This is a genomic window from Mycolicibacterium pyrenivorans (assembly GCF_025821625.1).
GTDB classification, from domain to species: domain Bacteria; phylum Actinomycetota; class Actinomycetes; order Mycobacteriales; family Mycobacteriaceae; genus Mycobacterium; species Mycobacterium pyrenivorans.
This window is the reverse complement of the sequence record NZ_JACKSH010000250.1, coordinates 13511-31818: the sequence shown is the minus strand read 5'-3', so window position 1 is coordinate 31818 and position 18308 is coordinate 13511. Positions and strand designations below refer to the sequence as shown.

Below are 18308 nucleotides of genomic sequence, written 5' to 3'. Positions count from 1 at the left end.
TCTCCTACTGGAAAAGTCTGATGGGGTTGACCAGGTCGGCGGTGACGGTCAACAGCATGTAGCCGGACACCAGGACCAGCACGACATAGGTGGCGGGCATCAGCTTGAGGTAATTGACCGGCGCGGCGGCCACCATGCCGCGCGCCGACCGGAACAGGTTGCGAATCTTCTCGAACACGGCGATCGCGATGTGGCCGCCGTCGAACGGGAGCAGCGGCACCAGGTTGATCGCCCCCAGAACGAAGTTCAGCTGGGCCAGGAAGAACCAGAACGCCACCCACAGCCCGTGGTCGACGGTGTCGCCGCCGATGATGCTGGCACCGACGACGCTGATCGGCGTCTCTGGATCGCGCTCCCCGCCGCCGATGGAGTGCACCAGGGCGCCGACCTTGGTCGGGATCTTGGCCAGCGCCTTGCCCAGTTCCACGGCGAGGTCACCGGTGAACGCGAACGTGCCGGGCACCGCGGAGAGCGGGTTGTACTGCGTCGGCCCGAAGTAGGCCGCGGCGATCCCGATGGCCCCCACCGTGGTGATCTCGTCGCCCTCGCCGGTGAAGCGCTTGGTCTGCGTGACGTTGACCACCGAGCTGAGCTGTTCACCGTCACGTTCGTAGCCGACCAGCGTGGGTCCCGACGACTTCTGCAGCGCCGTGCGGGCCTCGTCGAAGGTGCTCACCGGTGTGTCGCCGACCTTGACGATCACATCGCCGGCACGAATCCCCGCTTCAGCGGCCGGGCCGGGACCCGAGCATTCGGCCACACTGTCCTTGCTGACCTGTGCTGCGACGCAACCGGTCTCGCCGACGATGGCGGTCGTCGGCGGATGCAGGTTGGGCAGGCCCCAGATCACCGCGATCGCGTAGATCAACACCAGGCCGATGACGAAGTTCATGGCGGGCCCGGCGGCCAGCACGGAGACCCGCTTCCACGTCTTCTGCCTGTACATCGCGTAGGGACGCTCGTCGGGAGTGAGCTCCTCGACCGACGTCATGCCCGCGATGTCGCAGAAGCCGCCCAGCGGGACGGCCTTGACGCCGTACTCGGTCTCCCCCAGCCTGTTGGGCCTTCGTGTGGACCACAGCGTGGGACCGAAGCCGACGAAGTAACGGCGCACCTTCATCCCGGTCGCTCGCGCGACCCACATGTGGCCGCATTCGTGCAGCGCGACCGACAGCAGGATGGCGAGTGCGAAGAGCACGATGCCGAGCGCGAACATCATGTGGCGGCCAGTCCTTGTCTTCCGAGATGTCTTCCGAGTGGTGTTCTGAGATGTCTACTGGGTTTTCCCGGTACCTGCGTAATCACGCTCGACCGCACGCCGAGCCCGGTCGCGGGCCCAATCCTGCGCGTCGAGCACATCCTCCACGGTAGCTGGTTCGCACGCCCACTGGTCGGCAGCGCGCAGCACGTCGGCGATGGTCCGCACGATCGCCGGGAACGGGATGCGCCCGTCGAGGAAGGCCGCCGCGGCTTCTTCGTTCGCGGCGTTGTAGACCGCGGTCAGGCATCCGCCGCCCCGGCCGGCGTCCCGGGCGAGGTCGACCGCCGGGAACACGTCGTTGTCCAGCGGTTCGAACTCCCAGCTCGAGGCCATGGTGAAATCGCAGGCCGAGGCGGCGCCGGCGACCCTGGCGGGCCAACCCAGCGCCAGCGCGATCGGCAGTTTCATGTCGGGAGGGCTCGCCTGCGCCAGCGTCGAGCCGTCGACGAACGTCACCATCGAGTGCACGATCGACTGCGGGTGCACGACGACGTCGATGCGGTCGTAGTCGACCCCGAAGAGCAGGTGCGTCTCGATGAGTTCGAGGCCCTTGTTGACCAGTGACGCCGAGTTCAGCGTGTTCATCGGTCCCATCGACCAGGTGGGATGTGCGCCTGCCTGTTCGGGCGTGACGTGCTCGAGGCGCTCCGCGGGCCAGCCGCGGAACGGCCCACCCGACGCGGTCAGCACCAGCTTGGCGACCTCGTCGGCGGTGCCGCCGCGCAGGCACTGCGCCAGCGCGGAGTGCTCGGAGTCGACGGGGACGATCTGCCCGGGCGCGGCCGCCTTGAGCACCAGCGGCCCGCCCGCCACGAGGGACTCCTTGTTGGCCAGTGCCAGCCGGGCGCCGGTGGCCAGCGCCGCCAGTGTGGGTTTGAGACCGAGCGCGCCCACCAGCGCGTTGAGCACCACGTCGACCCCGGCCGTTTCGGCGGTGGTCTCGACCAGCCGGGTGACCGCGTCCGGGCCGGAGAACGTGACGTCGCCGACGACGTCGGCAGCGGCGGGGTCGGCGACCGCGATGTTCGTCACACCGGTCAGCGCGCGCTGCTGCGACAGGAGGTCGGTGTTTCCGCCACCGGCGGCCAGCCCGACGACCTCGAAACGCTCGGGGTTGGCGGCGATGACGTCGAGCGCCTGGGTCCCGATCGAGCCGGTACTGCCCAGGATCAGTACACGCACCCTGTCCCGCTGCTGCGTCTCACCGGATCGGGTCACCGCTTCATTGTGCCCGGGCTCCGGTGCTGCACCGCAACGAGTCGGCGCGGCCGGCGGGTCCCCGTCGCGAATGTGACACGAATGTGACGCATGCCGCTGGTGCCCATCCGGTGGTCGCCCCGAACCGAATGTCACATGAACAGGACGGGCAACGGTGTCCGTCCGCGAAGGGATGGGGAAGTGATGAACACAGTTCGCCGGAAGTCGGTTGCCGCGGCAGGCCTGGCGGCGGTCGCCATATTCGGAGTGGCCGCCTGTTCCAGCGACAGCACCTCGGAGGCCTCCGACACCGCCACCACCACGTCGGCCGCCGCGGAGACCACGGCCTCGGCTGCCCCCTCGCCCACCAGCGCGATGGCCGACCCCGCAGCCAACCTCATCGGCACGGGGTGCGCGGCCTACGCGGAGCAGGTCCCGGAGGGACCGGGATCGGTGTCGGGCATGGCACAGGACCCGGTGACCGTTGCGGCGTCCAACAACCCGATGCTCACCACGCTGACCCAGGCGCTGTCGGGTCAGCTCAACCCGGACGTCAACCTCGTCGACACCCTCAACGGCGGTGAGTTCACCGTGTTCGCGCCGACCGACGACGCGTTCGCCAAGATCGACCCCGCCACGATCGAGACGCTCAAGACCGATTCCGACCTGCTGACCAGCATCCTGACCTATCACGTGGTGCCAGGGCAGGCGGCCCCGGATCAGGTTGCGGGCGAGCACGCGACGGTGCAGGGTGCGACCCTGAACGTGACCGGCGCGGGTAACGACCTCAAGGTCAACGACGCCGCACTGGTGTGCGGTGGGGTGACCACCGCGAACGCGACGGTCTACATGATCGACACGGTGCTCATGCCGCCGGCCAGCTGATCGGCACAGCCACCCGGATCCCCCGGCACGCCTCGGCGTGTCCGGGGGATTCTGCGCTGACCGCCGGCCAATTCCGTTGCGCCGGGCAGAAATTCTCGCGCCACCACCCATCCGCCGGGCCATCGGCGCCGAATACCGGATGTAAGCACGCACAACACACCAGTGGCCGACACAGCCGGTCGACGGATCGAAGGGAACTCGCGGATATGGTTTATCGAAGCGTGAACGCAAAAGCCTTGACGGGAGCGGGATTTGCGGTCGCCGCCGCGGTCGGGCTCACTCTGGGATCGGCAGCGACCGCCGGCGCCGCGCCTGTGGGACCGGCGTGTGGGGCCTACGTCCAGCAGGTACCTGACGGCCCGGGCTCGGTCCAGGGCATGTCGATGGCGCCCGTCGCGGTGGCGGCGTCGAACAACCCGCTGCTGACCACCCTCACCAAAGCGGTTTCAGGACAACTGAATCCAGAGGTCAACCTGGTCGACACCCTCAACGGCGGTGAGTTCACGGTGTTCGCGCCGACGGACGAGGCGTTCGCCAAGATCGATCCCGCGACCATCGAGCAACTCAAGACCGACGCGCCGTTGTTGACGAATATCCTGACCTACCATGTGGTTCCGGGACAGGCGGACCCGTCGCAGGTGGTGGGCACCCACAAGACGGTCCAGGGCGGTGAGGTCACCGTCACCGGGCATCCCGGCCAGCTCATGGTCAACGACGCCTCTGTGGCATGCGGCGGCGTGCAGACCGCCAACGCCACGGTGTACCTGATCGACACCGTGCTGATGCCGCCGGCGGCGTAGCGGTATCCGCCCACCGACAGAGGATCCCCCGCACCTTTCCCCCCGGCCGTGCGGGGGATTCCTCGTCCCGGAACCGTCAGCCGGGCCGGAAGTGCTCGATCCAGTGCCGGGCGATGTCGACGCGTCGGGCCACCCACACGTGGTCATGGGTCTGCACGTGGTCGAGGAAGCGTTCCAGCGCGGCGGTGCGCGCGGGCCTGCCCGCCAGGCGGCAGTGCAGGCCGACCGACAGCATCTTCGGAGCGCCAGCGACACCTTCGGCATACAGCACGTCGAATGCGTCGCGCAGGTGGGTGAAGAACTCGTCACCGCTGGGAAAGCCCCCGGCGATCGCGAACCGCATGTCGTTGGTGTCGAGCGTGTACGGCACGACGAGGTGGTCGGTGCCGGCGACCCGCGTCCAGTACGGCAGATCGTCGGCGTAGGAGTCCGAGTCGTAGAGGAAACCGCCGTGCTCCACGACCAGTCGTCTGGTGTGCGGCGAGTCGCGCCCTGTGTACCAGCCAAGCGGGGCCGCACCCGTCACCTCGGTCATCAACTCCACCGCTGCGGTGAGATGCGTGCGCTCGATCTCGGGTTCGACGAGTTGATAACTGATCCACCGCAGGCCGTGGCAGGCGATCTCGTCGCCGCGCTCCGTGAAAGCGGCGACCGCCTCCGGATTTCGGGCAAGCGCCATCGCCACGCCGAAGATCGTCAGCGGCAGGCCGCGGCGGTCGAACGCCCGCAGCACCCGCCACAGCCCCGCCCGGGAGCCGTACTCGTACAGCGACTCCATGCTCATGTGGCGGTTCGGAAAGGGCTGGGCGCCAATGATCTCCGAGAGGAATGTCTCCGAGGCCGCATCGCCGTGCATGACGTTGTTCTCCGCGCCCTCCTCGTAGTTGAGCACGAACTGCACCGCGACCTTGGCGTCGCCCGGCCACTGTGGGTGCGGTGGGTGCGGGCCGTAGCCGACCATGTCCCGCGGATAGCTCTCGGCAGGCCCCAGCGTCATGCAGGCATTCTGGCAGGACTGTCGCTCAGGCGTTGACCTTGGCGATGACGGTCTCGGCGAACCGCTCGATGGGACCCCGGAATCGATCGACGCCACCGGTGCGCGTGCCCTCGGCGCCCATCCACGGCGCGCACATCACCGCCGTGATGCCTTCATCCTCGGCGCGCTTGTAGAGGTCCGGGCTCGGGGGTTCGAGCAGCGCGAGCAGGATGTCGAACGGCTCGTCCTGCCGCCCGTACTCGCGCCGTAACGCGCCGAGTCGCCGGGCGTACCCGACGGCGTCGTCCCACGCGTAGGCGTAGCCGACCCAACCGTCACACAAGCGCGCCGCGCGGCGCAGCGCGGCCTCGGATTCGCCACCGCACAGGATCGGCACCGGCCCCGGCGGGTGGGGTTCGATCATCATCTCGGGAACCTGGTAGTGCTCGCCGCTCCACGACACCCAACCCCCGCCCCACAGCGCCCGCAGCGCCGGGATCATCTCGTCGAGGCGCTTGCCTCGGGTCCGGAAGTCCTGCCCGAGCAGCTCGTATTCTTCGCGCATCCAGCCGACGCCGACCCCGAGCGACACCCGCCCACCGGAGATGACGGACGCGGTGGCCACCTGCTTGGCGACCTCGAGCAGCGGACGCGCCGGCGCGATGTAGACCGCATTCGAGAACCGCAGCCGCGTCGTGACCGCGGCCATCGCGCCGGTCAGCACCCAGGGATCCGGCCAGCCGGTGTCCGGTGACCATGGCGGCTTCTGCGTGGGTGAATCGGGATACAGCGATTTCAGCTCCCGCGGGTAGATCAGGTGGTCGGCACAGATGATCCCGTCATAGCCCGCCTCATCCACCATCCTGGCGACCGCGATCGCGTCGGCGACCTCCATGAACGGGGTGCCGCTCCAGAACTGCATCAGGTGCCTCTCGTCGGTGTCTTGTTTCTCTACCGGAGATTGCGGGCAGCATCAATGCCATGCCCGCCGTGTTGTGGTTCCGTCGCGATCTGCGGCTCGAAGACCTGCCCGCGCTGTCGACCGCCGCCGACGTCGACGGCGAGGTGCTGGCCTGCTACGTGCTGGACCCGCGCTTGCAGGCCTCGGCGGGTGCACGCCGATTGCAGTACCTGTACGACGCGCTGCGCGACCTGCGTGACGGGCTCGGCGGCCGGCTGCTGGTGACCCGCGGCGACCCGAAGAGCCGGGTACCCGCGCTGGCCAAGGCGATCGGTGCGGCGTCGGTGCACGTCTCCGGCGATTTCACGCCGTTCGGACGTCGCCGTGACGAGCAGGTGCGCGACGCGCTCGGTGACGTCGAGCTGGTGGCGACCGGGTCGCCGTATCTGGTGTCGCCGGGCCGGGTCACCAAGGGTGACGGCACGCCGTACAAGGTGTTCACCCCGTTCTACGACGCCTGGCGCAGGCACGGCTGGCGCCCGCCGGCGGCGTCGGGCAAGGACGCGGCGCGCTGGATCGATCCGGCCGACGTGCCGGGGCGTCCCGGCATCGCCGACATCCCGGACCCGGGCGTGGCCCTCGAACTGCCCGCAGGCGAACGGGCGGCCCGCCGCCAATGGGAGCAGTTCCTGAACACCGGCCTTTCCGGTTACGCCGACAATCGCAACCGCCCGGACCTCCCCGGCACCAGCCGGATGTCGGCGCACCTGAAGTTCGGCACCATCCATCCGCGCACGCTGGCCGCGGACCTGGGCCGGGGCAAGGATGCGCAGGCCTACCTGCGCGAGCTGGCGTTCCGCGACTTCTACGCCGCCGTGGTGCACGAGTGGCCCGACAGCGTGTGATGGAACTGGAACAAGTCCTTCGACCGCATCGAGGTGGACGACGACGCCGACGCGCAGCAGGCCTTCGAGGCATGGAAGAGCGGCCGCACCGGCTTCCCGATCGTCGACGCCGGGATGCGTCAGCTCGCCCAGACCGGGTTCATGCACAACCGGGTGCGGATGATCGTCGCGTCGTTTCTGGTCAAGGACCTGCACCTGCCCTGGCAGTGGGGCGCCCGGTGGTTTCTGGAGCAGCTGGTCGACGGCGACATGGCCAACAACCAGCACGGGTGGCAGTGGGCGGCGGGCAGCGGCACCGACGCCTCCCCGTATTTCCGGGTGTTCAACCCGACGACGCAGGGGGCGAAGTTCGATCCATCGGGCGACTACGTGCGGCGCTGGGTGCCGGAGCTGGCCGGGCTGGACGACACGGCCGACGTGCACAAACTCACACACCGGCCTGTCGGCTATCCGGAGCCCATCGTCGACCATGGCAGGGAGCGCGCCGAGGCGTTGCGCCGGTACCGCGAGCTGAGCTGACCGGACGCCTACTTGAGCATCAGGCCCGCATCGAGCGGCAGCGCCACCCCGGTCACGTGGCGACCGGCCGGCCCGCACAGGTAGACCATCGTCTCGCTCACCTCGTCGGGCTCCATCATCGGGATCGTCAGCAGCGGGCGTTGGGATTCGCCGAACGACGGGTGCTCGGCGACGAAGCCGGCCATGGCCTCGTTGAGGACCATCGGTGTGGCGACGCCGCCGGGGTGCACCGAGTTGACCCGGATGTTCTTCTCGGCCAACGACGTGGCGAAGTGGCGCATGAGTCCGACGACGCCGTGCTTGGCGGCGGTGTACCCGGCCGCGCCGTGGCTCATGCTGTCGAAATCGGTGCTGACGGACTTGAACCCGGCCGCCGAACTGGTGATGACGATGGCCCCCCCGTCGGGGTTGCGCAGCATCGCGGGGAGCGCGGCCTCGATGGTGAAGTAGACGCCGTTGAGCATCACGCCGATCGCGTCGGTGTAGGCGGTGATGTCACGGCCCTGCGCACCGGCGGCGGGCAGGATCCCGGCGTTGGCGAGGACGTAGTCGATGCGGCCGAACTCGGCGACGCCGCGGGCGACCACCTCGGCCAGCCGGTCGCGGTCGCGGACGTCGCCGCGTTCGGCGACGATCCGGCGCCCGGTCTTCTCGACCAGCTTCACGGTCTCGTCGAGATCGTGCTCGGTGGCCATCGGGTAGGCGACGCTGTCGAGCTGGCCGCAGAGGTCGTAGGCGATGACGTCGGCGCCCTCCTCGGCGAACCGGACGGCGTGCGCTCGTCCCTGACCCCGGGCCGCGCCGGTGATGAAGACGACCTTGTCACTGAAGACGCCGGAGGGTCCGCGGTCCTGTTGGGCTGCCATGACCGGCGAGCCTACTGTGCTTTTGCCGGTAGCCCAGCCTTCTACGGCAGCCCGTAGTAGGCCTGTGTCAGAATGGCCGCAACCAAGCCGCCCGATCGTGAGGAGCACCCGTGGCAAGCACCGAGGTGGAGCGTCACTCAGGCGTCGACGTCGAGGAGGTGCCGTCGGCGGAGTGGGGCTGGTCGAAGGAGAACCCCCGGCTCAAGCAGATCGGTGGTGTGATCGGAGCGGTTTTCCTGCTGCTGATGCTCCACGGCAACCACACGGGGCGAGTGGAGGACTGGTTCCTCATCGGCTTCGCGGCGCTGGTCCTGGGCGTGGTGGCGCGCAGCTGGTACGTCCACCGCAACAGCACCACCCGCTAGCGCACCGGCTCAGACCGAGCGAAGAAGGCGCGCGGGCCGCCCGCGCAGCCGGTACAGCATCTCGTCCGGTGCGACGGTGCCGGTGTTCTTCGCAGCCAGACCGGTGGCCAGCAGCGCCTGGGCCTTGAACGCCCTGGCCGCCGCACTGAGCGGCTGGGTGGCCGGCTCGAGCCCCTGACCGAGCTCGCCGAGTTCGGGCCGACCCCAGACGGTGACCTCCGTCAGACCCTGGACCACCATCCGCGACACGTCCTCGCGGATCGCGGCGTCCCGAGCCAAAAGGCCGGCGTCGACGGCGAGCACCGCACCCCGCGGACACCTGCGGATCACCGCGCCGGGGTCGGCGTCGGGTTCGGCCGCGGTGATCCCGAGGATCGCCAGCGCACGCGCGTCTACGCCGCCGGTGAGATGCACGCTGACGTCCCAGCCCGCACGCGCCCGGTCACAGAGGAAACCCCCCGCCGACCCGACCACGTCGCCGACCCCGCCGGCGAGCACGATCAGCCGGTACCGATGCAGGCGACCGTCGCCGGCACGCTCGTCGGCATGCTCGTCGGCGGTGATGTCGCCTGGACTGAACGGTCGCGAAGCCATCGGCGTCTGATCCCGATTCACTGACGCGCCGGGATCGGGGCCAGGTCGGTGCCGTCCGGCGGATACCACAGCGCAGAGCTGACGAACTCCTCGACCACCTGCTCGCAGGCGGCGCCGCAACAGGACAGCGCCTGCTGCTTGTACGCCCGCGCGGCAGCGCTGAGGCGGTGCCGCACCCGGCCGAACCGGCGATCGGCCGCGAAGAGCCCCGACTCCCCCCACACCGTGATCTCGATGCCTCCACCGTCGACCTTGCGCAGCAGTTCCCGGCGCGGCGCGTCGTCATGGTGCAGGACGCGCGCATCGATCGCGAGCGCGGCCGTGGAGATCAGGCGCAACGTGTCGGCACCGGATTCCCACACCCCGGAGCGGACCCCGAGAATCGTCAGCGCGCGCGTGTCACATCCCCGGGGAACCAGCACCGTGACCTGCCAGCCCGCCCGCACCCGGTCACAGAGCCAGCCACCAGCAGCGGCGACGACGCCCCCGACATCCGCGGCGATCACCGTCACGTCGTAGCCGAGCAGTTGCTCGTCCGAGGCCCGGACACCTGGGCCTTTGCGTCCGACGAGCGCGAGGTCATCCGCCTCGAACGTGCGAGCGGTCACCGTGAGCCTCCCATGGAGCCTGTTGAACAACACCCACAGCGTGACACTTATACGATGATCTGTAAAGGCTGCGGTAGCCGGGCGCACGTCGCCCCGGGTGCAGGCCGAAGCGAATCAATGTTGGAAGCAACAGTTTTCGGGGCAGCGCCGACGCGGGACGGGAGCCCGGGGTGCCTCTAGGTGGCCGGAGCCAGCGGTAACGCCGTCTGGACGGGAGTCAACTCGCCCGGCAGGCCGGCCGCCTGCCGGATCTCGACGAACGATTCGATCAGCGCATCGGTCGCCTCGTGGGGGTCGTCGAGGGTGCGGTCGTCGGTGAGCACCGAGATGGAGAGCTGATCGACGTAGCTCCAAACGGTGATGTTCATCCCGCTGCCCGCGACGATCGGCCCGACCGAGTAGATCTCGTCGACCGTCGCGCCCTTGACGCAGCCCCGTGCCCGCGGTCCCGGCACGTTGGAGATCGTCAGATTCATCACGCTGGCGGACTCCACCCGTCGGGCCTGCATCCGGAAGATCCGCGGTGTGACCGCCGGAGGCAGATAGGACAGCCAGGACGGAATCAACGTCGGCCCGAGCAGGTGGTTGTTCTCCTTGGCGATCGCCGTCGACGTCGCGGTGAGCCTGACGCGTTCGAGTGGGTCGTCGACATGCACGGGCAAAGACGGTGTCATATAGGTGAATTCGTTACCGACCAACCGCTGCGGCGAGGTGTCGAAACTCACCGGGACCCCGGCGATCAACGGCGAGTCGGCCTTCTTGTCGTAGCGCAGCAGCAGCTGCCGCAACGCGCCCGCGGCGGTTGCGAGCACGATGTCGTTGAGGGTGACGCCCAGCTGCCTGGCGGTCTCCTTCACGTCGGCCAGTGCCAGCGGCGCGGTCGCGAAGCGCCGCCCCGGGGACACGACGTGGTTGATGAATGTCGCCGGCGGCGCGAAGTTGCGCGCCAGGTCGGGGTGGCGCCCCCGCTCCCTGGCCTTCCTGCGCACCCGCGCCACACCGGTGGCGGTCTCGTTCATCAGCCGCGGGAGTCTGCGGATCAGCCGCACGTGATCGCGTCCGGCGGCCCGCAGCAGGTTGGCCGGCGTCCTCGATTCGGCGGGCGTCGCCGCCAGTTGCCCACCCACCTGGGGCTCGTCGGGCTGAATCGCCATGGCCAGCTGGTTGGCGGAGGCGACGCCGTCGGCCAGGACGTGATGCACCTTGTGGATGATCGCGACGCGGTCGTCCGCCAATCCCTCGGCGATGTACATCTCCCAGAGCGGGTGGTCTCGATCCAGCGGCGTGCCTGCGATCTCCCCGATCAGCTGGTCGAGTTCGCGGCGCCCGCCCGGTGCCGCCACCTTCGCCCTGCGCAGGTGGTAGTCGAGGTCGAGCTCGGCGTTCTGCACCCACATCGGGTGGTGGAACTGCAGCGGGATGTCGACGAGCTGATATCGCAGCGGGGCCAGTGCGTGCAGGCGCGCGCGGGCGACGGTTCGGAACATGTCGAAGTCGAAGCCGTCGACACCCGAAACGTCGAGCACCCCGATCTTGAGGGTGTGCATGTGGATCTCGGGTGTCTCGCTGTACAGCATCATGGCGTCCACGCCGTTGAGCCGCTTCACCTGCACCCCGTTCGTTTCGGAACCGCGCTGACGCCCCCGCCGTGGAGGCCCCGATCCTGGTACCCATTCCACAGGGTTTGACCCACCAGATGTCGTCTTCGACCAAACTGACACCCCGTGTTGGCAGAAACTCGGCCGGCCGTCGGCGCGGCCGGACGGCGCCGCTCGTGACATACCGAGATGAGTTTGTAAACTTTGGTTCTCTCTCGACCGCACCTTGGTGAGCTGCGGGAGACCGGAAGGGTGTGGACATGCGCACGGAAACGATTGCCGCAGGGGCGCTTCGATGAGCCTGGTCGCCGGCACCGGTCCGCTCAGCCGAGACCGCGCCGGGCAACTCAGCCCGCCGGTCGCCGATGACGTCGTCTACATCGAGCCGCACCCGCGGCGCGTTCAGGGAATCCGCGACGGCGCCACGGTGATCGACACCGAGCGGGCGCTGATGGTGCACCGCCGCGGCGCTCCGCTGAGCTACGCGTTCGCCGCCGACGAGATCGGCGACCTGCCGGCAGACCCGGTGCCGGAGGCTCCCGGGTTCGTCGTGGTGCCGTGGACGGCGATGGACTCCTGGCTCGAGGAGGGGCGGGCGCTGGTGCACTATCCACCCAACCCGTATCACCGCGTCGACTGCCGGCCGACGGCACGCGGCCTGCGCGTCGAGGTGTCCGGCACGATCCTGGTCGACACCGTCGACACGATGATCGTGTTCGAGACGGCGCTCAAACCCCGGCTCTACGTGAACCCATCGCTCGTGCGCACCGACTTGTTGAGCCGCTCGGCGACCACGAGCTACTGCAACTACAAGGGGTACGCGACGTACTGGAACGTCGATGTCGGCGGCACCGTCGTCACCGACGCCGCGTGGAGCTACGACGATCCGCTGCCCGAGACGCTCCCGATCAAGGGCATGCTGAGCTTCGACGAGACCAAGGTCGACGTGCTGGCCGAAATGCCGGAGTCCGCAAGCTATTCCGACTGCGGATGCCAGATACCGGGGAAATGACCTAACGTCTGCGCCGGAATTGCATTCCAGCAGGGGCGCTCTCGCACTTTTACCGCCGGAATGCAGTTCCGGCGGTAGTTTCGTCGGCGTGCCGACGCTGACGAACCGCCAGATCCTGTTGCGCCGCCGTCCACGCGGGCTGGTCGAGCCCGAGGACACCGAACTGGTGACGGTGGCGGCCCCCGAACCCGCCGACGGTGAGGCCCTGGTCCGCACGACCTATGTCGGCATCGACGCTGCGGCGAGGACGTGGCTCGACGATCAGCCGAGCTACCTTCCGCCGGTGCAACTGGGTGAGTGCATCCGGGCGGCCGGCATCGGCGAGGTGGTGGAGTCCCGGTGCGATGCCTACTCCGTCGGCGACGTCGTGACGACGCTGACGGGTTTCCAGGAGTACACGCTCGTGCGCGACGACCTGTTCACCACTCCCGTACCCGGTCCCGGCGATCAGGTGGACCAACGCGCGGTGATGTCGGTGTACGGGCCGACCGGCGCGACGGCCTACTTCGGCATGACCGGCGTCGGCCGCCCTGCGCCGGGCGAGACGGTGGTGGTCTCCGCCGCCGCGGGAGCGACCGGTTCGGTGGCGGGGCAGATCGCCAAGATCGCAGGCGCACGCGTGGTGGGTATCGCCGGCGGGCCGCACAAGTGCCGGGTCGTGGTGGAGGAGTTCGGGTTCGACGCATGCATCGACTACCGCGGGGACGATCTGGCGGCGGCGCTCAAGAAGCACTGCCCGCGCGGCGTCGACGTGTACTTCGACAACGTCGGCGGGCCGATCCTCAACGCGGTCCTCGGCCGGTTGGCGCCGAAGGCGCGGGTGGTGCTGTGCGGTGTCATCTCCAGCTACCTGACGGGCGATCATCCCGGCCCGTCGAACTATGTGAACCTGCTCGCCAAGACCGCGTCGATGCAGGGGTTCAACGCCCTCGACGAGTGGGGCCGCTTCGACGAGGCGTTCGCCGCGCTGCGCCGGTGGGACGAGGAAGGCCTGCTCGTGCATCGCGAGCACGTCTTCGAGGGCATCGAGTCCTGCGTCGACGCCCTCAACGGTCTGTTCACCGGGGCCAACATCGGCAAGACCCTGGTCCGGCTCAGCGGGTCATGACCTCGCTCAGGCGAATCTGGCGCGCATCCCGACTGTGACGGTCGCTTTGCGCGCCGAAGTCGTCACGCGATGACCGACGACCCGAACCGCTCGGTGGCCTCCAGCGCGTGGGCCAGGCTGTCCCCCGGCACCGACACCTGGACCCAGGTCACCCCCGCCGCCTCGAGTTCGGCCGCCCCCGAAAGGAATGCGTCGGCGTTGAAGTCGTCGTCGCCCGGGTTGCCACCCGCGTCGTTGGTGAACACGACATCGACGTCGAACGGATCTCGGCCCGCTTCCTCCAGTCTGCGGCGCAGATCCCCGATTCCGGCGGCGAGATGCTCGACCGAGTCCAGCGCGGCGGTACGGGCGGTCTGGGCCAGCACCGCGGGCGCCCGGAATGGGCACCATCCCTGGCCGTGGGCCGCCACCCGCGCACGCGCGGCCGAGGTGTTACCGCCGATCCAGATCGGCGGATGGGGCTGGCCGATGGGCTTCGGGTGGGCGGTGATCCCCCGTGCGCTGAAGTGCCTGCCCTCGAAGGTCAGGTCATCGGTGGTCCAGATGCCCGTGATTACTTCGAGCGCCTCCTCGAAGAGTGCGGCCCGCTCGTCGAAATCGACTCCGAGAGCGAAGAATTCGCCTTTGAGATAGCCGACACCGACCGCCAGCGTGAAGCGGCCGCCCGAGACCAGATCCAGCGTCGCGCCCGCCTTGGCCACCACGAACGGGTTGCGGTACGGGAGCACGACGATGTTCGGGATGAGCCGCAGCGTCGTGGTGTGGGCCGCCGCGTAGCTCATCGCCACGAAGGGATCGAGGGCGTCGTGCCCGCCCGAGTCGAGCCACCGCTGCGACGGCGCGGGGTGATCGGTGAAGCCGAAGCCGCCGAACCCGGCCGCCTCGGCGGCCGCGGCGACCCGCGCGATACCCGAACCCGTGACGAGTTCGGGGTTGTAGGGGTGACTGTGCATCGGATGGGTGATCGTGAACTGCATGGTCAGCCCCTCTGGCTCTAGGTGACGCGACGGTGATCAGAACTGTCTTCTCCAGTTCCGAGAATGTCGTTACCATGCAGGCGGCGGAATGTACAGAACCACCGGCGCGCGAAAGGCTGAGCAACCCGACATGAACAGGCCCGAGATCGGCGTCTACCTACCCCAGATGGGTTTCTCCTTCGACGACGTTCTGCATCGCACCCGGCGGTGCGAAGAGCTGGGGATCGACTCCCTGTGGCTCTACGACCACCTGTACGGCCCTGGCATGCCCGACTACCCGTCGATGGAGGCGTGGACCCTGGCCACCGCCCTGCTCAGCCGGACCGAGCGGATTCGCGTCGGACACATGGTGCTGTGCAACCAGTTTCGGCATCCGGTCACGCTGGCGAAGATGGCGACCACGCTGGACCAGATCTCGGGGGGCCGGCTGGCGCTCGGCATCGGCAGCGGCTCGATCGAGGACGAGCACCGGCGCGCGGGCCTGGACTGGGGCACTTTCGCCGACAGGTCGGAGCGCCTGGGCGAGACCCTGGCGATGCTGCACCAGGCCTTCGCCGAGGAGCGGATCGACTTCTCCGGCAAGCACTTCACGGTCTCGGACATGCCGATCAAGCCGGGGCCCGTCCAGACGCCCAGGCCGCCGATCGTGGTCGGGGGTGTCGGCGAGAAGTTCACGCTGCCGCTGGTGGCGCGTTACGCCGACGTGTGGAACGTGCCGACCTACGCCCTCGGCGAGATCGAGCAGAAGATCGCGGCGCTCCGGGCGATCTGCGAGGACGTCGGCCGTGATCCGGACTCCATCGTGTTGTCGATCGAGGCGGTGATGGCGCTCGCGCCGGACGATAACGCGCTGCCCAAGGTCCGCGGTCTCGCCGAGAAGCGCTTCGGGATAGCCGGATTCGGCCTGCACGAGGCGGGTCTGATCGGCACCGCACCCGCCGTGGTCGACCGGCTGGGTGAGCTGGTCGAGATGGGTTTCGGTCAGATCGTGCTGTTCACCCACGACCGCTGCTCGGATGAGACCCTGGGGCTGCTCGCCTCCGAGGTGATCCCCCACCTCTAGGTGCGCGGCGCCGCCGGCGGCGCGTACTGGGGCCTGCCGAGGCCGAGCGCATGCTGGGCGATCATGTTGCGGAACACCTCGAGCGTGCCACCGTAGATTCCGGTCGGACCCGCCAAGCGGAACAGGTACTCCGCTCCTTCGGAGCCCACCGGCAGGCTCGACGCGGCCCCGGCGATGTCCATCAGGTCGGGGGTGAGGTCGCGCAACGCCTGGGCGATCGCCACCCGCCCGAACATCTGCGGGGTGCTCAGCGCCACCTCCAACCGAGCGATCGCGCGGCCGAGGCGGAACCCGACGGAATCGTCCGCGATCCGGGCCTGGGCGGCCACCCTGTCGACCGCACCGGCGAGCAGCAGCGCGTGCTCGGTCATCACCGCGATCTTGTGCAGGCCGCTGTTGTCGCGTTCCACCGTGCCGTGTTCGGCGTTGAGGGCCTCTCGGAGCACCGCCCAGCCGCCGTTCACGGCGCCGACGCGGTATCTGTCATCGACGCGGACGTCGCTGTAGAAGGTGATGTTGGTGCGGTCACCGTCGACGGTGCGGATCGGCTGGATCTCGACACCCGGCGAGTCCAGCGGAACCAGGAACATCGTCAGGCTCTGATGCTTGGGCCCCGCGGGATCGGTGTTGGTGATCAGAAAGACGTACCGGGCGTGATGGGCATTGGAGGTGAACATCTTCGAGCCATTGACAACCCACCCCTCGCCGTCGCGAACGGCACGGGTCTTGCAGGTCGCCACGTCGGAGCCGCCGTCGGGTTCGGTGTAGCCCAGGCACAGCCGGTAGTGACCGGACAGCACCTTCTCGAGCACCTCGTCCTTGAGGTCCTGCGCCCCGAACCGCTTCACCGCGGAGGCGACCATCGCCGTGGTGCCCCAGTGGAACCACGGGGTCTGCGCGCGGCCGATCTCGAGTTCCCAGATCCTGCGACGCAGCGGGCTGAAGCCGCCCTCTTCCTCGTCCAGGAAGTCGCGTTCGAGGTATCCGGCGGCGCCGAGGGCCAGATGGACGTCCTCGTCGAAGTTGTCGCCGGTCTCCCGGTCGCGCCGGATGACATCCTCGGTCACCACGGACCGCAAGAATGCCCGTAGCTCGGCCTGAAAGGCCCGATCCTCCTCGGACAGCTCTACTTCGGAGAAGTCCATGCTGACATCCCGTCCTTTCCGGGTGGCTGCGCCGACCACACGAGCGTGACATTTGGCAGATACTTTGTAAAGTAAACCGCGACCGGACAGAAGGGCGGACCCCCGTGGGAATCGTGACGACGACGTCGGAGACGGCATTCACCCAATCTCCCGAAGAGATCTACGACTTCGTGACCAATCCCGCCAACTGGCCGAAGACCTACCCCGGCAGCGCACATGTCGGCAAGGTCGTCGAGAAGCTGCCCCTCGAGGTCGGTGACACCTGGACCGAGTCCGGCCCGGACGGCAAACGGATGTTCACCTGGCATCTGGCGATCGCGACGCGTCCCAAATTGTGGATGTTCACCTCCGTGGGAAATCTCGGCCACGACGCGGACGGCAGCGGGGGGATGCCCGGCCGGATCACCGTGCAGTACGAGTTCACCCGGCCCGGCGAGGACGTCACGTTGTTCAGCCGGACGATGACGGTCGAGGCATACAGGGACTCCCCGTTACCGGACGGGTTCTTCCGCACCGTCAATCCCGCCAACATCGACGCCTACCACGCCGCCGTCGCCCGCGAACTGGCACTAGCGCAGAAAGGCGCGCCGTAGCGCGGCGCCCTGGATGTCGAACAGCTGACCGCTGGTTTCCCAGTCGGGCACCAGCGAGTCGAACCCGTGGCAGGTGCCGGCGAACACATGCAGCTCGGTCGTCACGCCGGCCCACATCAGCCGCAGCGCATAGTCGACCGCCTCGTCGCGCAGCGGATCGAGCTCCGAGCAGGTGATCAATGCGCTTGGCAGGAAGTCCAATTCGAAGGCTCGACCCGGCGCCGCCTCGGCGGCCGGCGGTCCTGCCCCGCAGTAGTGCCGCCACATCCACGTCGTGGCCGGGCCGTCGAACCCCGGCGTGGAGGTGAACTCCTCCTTCGAGGGTGTCGGCCTGTCGTCGAGTACGGGTTGGTGCAGCATCTGGAAGACGACCGGGGGCGCGGTCCCGTCCGCGGCGCCCCGGGCAAGACCGGCCGCCAGCGCCGCCCCGGCGCTACTGCCGGCGACCGCCAGTGCGTCGGCGTCGACCCCCAGTTCGGCGGCGCTGCGCGACACCCACTCGAGGATCGCGCGTGCGTCGTCCAACGCGGCGGGAAACGGGTGTTCGGGCGCCAACCGGTAATCCACCGAGATGACGGTGCAGCGTCCGCGACGGGCGAACTCGATGCATTGCCGGTGGTCGGTGTCGAGGTTGCCGAGCACGAAAGCGCCCGCGTGGCAGTAGATGACGGCGGGTGACGGCGGCGGCCCGCCGCGGTAGATCCGGACGGTCACGACGCGTCCCGCCTCGACGGGGACTGCGCGCTGCTCGATCTCGACAGCCACGGTGTCCGCGGTCCTCGCGATCTCGGCACGCCGCTGGTTGAGCGAATCCCGGACCGCGCCGAGCACCGCCGGCGACAGGTCGGTTCGCACCGCGGCGAACTGCCGCAACACCGGATCGAGTCTGTCGGTGATGTCGCGGGCCGGCGGACGTTGGGGAATCGTCATGGCGG

The 18308-nt window shown here is 68.7% G+C and carries 18 protein-coding genes and 1 pseudogene; 8 read left to right on the top strand and 11 right to left on the bottom strand.

The window, feature by feature from the left end; translation table 11 throughout:
- Positions 1–4: 4 nt before the first annotated feature.
- Both H7I57_RS27045 and dxr read right to left on the bottom strand, forming a co-directional pair.
- Positions 5–1219, bottom strand: coding sequence for a M50 family metallopeptidase (locus H7I57_RS27045; RefSeq protein ID WP_264027401.1), 1215 nt, complete (start codon positions 1217–1219; stop codon positions 5–7).
- 54 nt (positions 1220–1273) lie between these two features.
- Positions 1274–2479, bottom strand: coding sequence for a 1-deoxy-D-xylulose-5-phosphate reductoisomerase (gene dxr / locus H7I57_RS27040; protein WP_264027399.1), 1206 nt, complete (start codon positions 2477–2479; stop codon positions 1274–1276).
- A 183-nt stretch (positions 2480–2662) separates the two neighbouring features.
- On the opposite strand from dxr, the gene H7I57_RS27035 reads away from it, so the two are divergent.
- Both H7I57_RS27035 and H7I57_RS27030 read left to right on the top strand, forming a co-directional pair.
- A complete protein-coding gene (locus H7I57_RS27035) occupies positions 2663–3343 on the top strand; it encodes a fasciclin domain-containing protein (protein WP_264027397.1) in 681 nt (226 codons plus the stop codon).
- A gap of 206 nt (positions 3344–3549) precedes the next feature.
- Positions 3550–4143 (top strand): fasciclin domain-containing protein, encoded by a 594-nt coding sequence (locus tag H7I57_RS27030; protein ID WP_264027396.1) that lies wholly within the window; start codon positions 3550–3552, stop codon positions 4141–4143.
- A 76-nt stretch (positions 4144–4219) separates the two neighbouring features.
- Here H7I57_RS27030 and puuE read toward each other — a convergent pair whose 3' ends face one another.
- A complete protein-coding gene (gene puuE, locus H7I57_RS27025; RefSeq protein WP_264027394.1) occupies positions 4220–5140 on the bottom strand; it encodes an allantoinase PuuE in 921 nt (306 codons plus the stop codon).
- A gap of 25 nt (positions 5141–5165) precedes the next feature.
- Positions 5166–6041, bottom strand: a complete 876-nt coding sequence (locus H7I57_RS27020; protein WP_264027392.1) for a TIGR03619 family F420-dependent LLM class oxidoreductase — start codon at positions 6039–6041, stop codon at positions 5166–5168.
- A 59-nt stretch (positions 6042–6100) separates the two neighbouring features.
- Here H7I57_RS27020 and H7I57_RS27015 point away from each other — a divergent pair.
- Positions 6101–7444 (top strand): annotated as a pseudogene (locus H7I57_RS27015) (cryptochrome/photolyase family protein).
- Positions 7445–7452: 8 nt separating this feature from the next.
- Here H7I57_RS27015 and H7I57_RS27010 read toward each other — a convergent pair.
- The gene (locus tag H7I57_RS27010) at positions 7453–8310 is read right to left on the bottom strand and encodes a mycofactocin-coupled SDR family oxidoreductase (RefSeq protein ID WP_264027391.1); all 858 of its coding nucleotides are present in this window, start codon (positions 8308–8310) and stop codon (positions 7453–7455) included.
- A gap of 110 nt (positions 8311–8420) precedes the next feature.
- On the opposite strand from H7I57_RS27010, the gene H7I57_RS27005 reads away from it, so the two are divergent.
- On the top strand, positions 8421–8675 hold the full coding sequence (locus H7I57_RS27005; RefSeq protein WP_264027390.1) for a DUF2631 domain-containing protein: 255 nt from the start codon (positions 8421–8423) through the stop codon (positions 8673–8675).
- Positions 8676–8684: 9 nt separating this feature from the next.
- Here the strand turns inward: H7I57_RS27005 and H7I57_RS27000 are convergent, their stop codons facing one another.
- The 3 genes from H7I57_RS27000 to H7I57_RS26990 form a co-directional block, all read right to left on the bottom strand.
- Positions 8685–9269 (bottom strand): hypothetical protein, encoded by a 585-nt coding sequence (locus H7I57_RS27000; protein ID WP_264027389.1) that lies wholly within the window; start codon positions 9267–9269, stop codon positions 8685–8687.
- Positions 9270–9286: 17 nt separating this feature from the next.
- Complete coding sequence (locus tag H7I57_RS26995) at positions 9287–9877, bottom strand: hypothetical protein (protein WP_264027388.1); 591 nt, start codon at positions 9875–9877, stop codon at positions 9287–9289.
- Positions 9878–10053: 176 nt separating this feature from the next.
- On the bottom strand, positions 10054–11484 hold the full coding sequence (locus tag H7I57_RS26990) for a WS/DGAT/MGAT family O-acyltransferase (RefSeq protein WP_264027387.1): 1431 nt from the start codon (positions 11482–11484) through the stop codon (positions 10054–10056).
- Between the two features lie 286 nt (positions 11485–11770).
- Here H7I57_RS26990 and H7I57_RS26985 point away from each other — a divergent pair, with 286 nt between their 5' ends.
- On the top strand, positions 11771–12487 hold the full coding sequence (locus H7I57_RS26985) for a DUF427 domain-containing protein (RefSeq protein ID WP_264027386.1): 717 nt from the start codon (positions 11771–11773) through the stop codon (positions 12485–12487).
- A gap of 88 nt (positions 12488–12575) precedes the next feature.
- A complete protein-coding gene (locus H7I57_RS26980; RefSeq protein WP_264027385.1) occupies positions 12576–13595 on the top strand; it encodes an NADP-dependent oxidoreductase in 1020 nt (339 codons plus the stop codon).
- A gap of 62 nt (positions 13596–13657) precedes the next feature.
- Here the strand turns inward: H7I57_RS26980 and H7I57_RS26975 are convergent, their stop codons facing one another.
- On the bottom strand, positions 13658–14572 hold the full coding sequence (locus H7I57_RS26975) for an LLM class F420-dependent oxidoreductase (RefSeq protein ID WP_264027383.1): 915 nt from the start codon (positions 14570–14572) through the stop codon (positions 13658–13660).
- 130 nt (positions 14573–14702) lie between these two features.
- On the opposite strand from H7I57_RS26975, the gene H7I57_RS26970 reads away from it, so the two are divergent.
- On the top strand, positions 14703–15635 hold the full coding sequence (locus H7I57_RS26970) for an LLM class flavin-dependent oxidoreductase (RefSeq protein ID WP_264027381.1): 933 nt from the start codon (positions 14703–14705) through the stop codon (positions 15633–15635).
- On the opposite strand, the gene H7I57_RS26965 is transcribed toward H7I57_RS26970, so the two are convergent.
- Complete coding sequence (locus H7I57_RS26965; RefSeq protein ID WP_264027380.1) at positions 15632–16780, bottom strand: acyl-CoA dehydrogenase family protein; 1149 nt, start codon at positions 16778–16780, stop codon at positions 15632–15634. The genes H7I57_RS26970 and H7I57_RS26965 overlap by 4 nt on opposite strands.
- Positions 16781–16884: 104 nt before the next feature.
- Between H7I57_RS26965 and H7I57_RS26960 the strand changes: the two genes are divergently transcribed.
- Entirely contained in the window at positions 16885–17373 is a 489-nt protein-coding gene (locus H7I57_RS26960) for an SRPBCC family protein (RefSeq protein WP_264027379.1), read from the top strand.
- Here the strand turns inward: H7I57_RS26960 and H7I57_RS26955 are convergent.
- Positions 17350–18303 (bottom strand): alpha/beta hydrolase, encoded by a 954-nt coding sequence (locus H7I57_RS26955; protein ID WP_264027376.1) that lies wholly within the window; start codon positions 18301–18303, stop codon positions 17350–17352. The genes H7I57_RS26960 and H7I57_RS26955 overlap by 24 nt on opposite strands.
- Positions 18304–18308 lie beyond the last annotated feature (5 nt).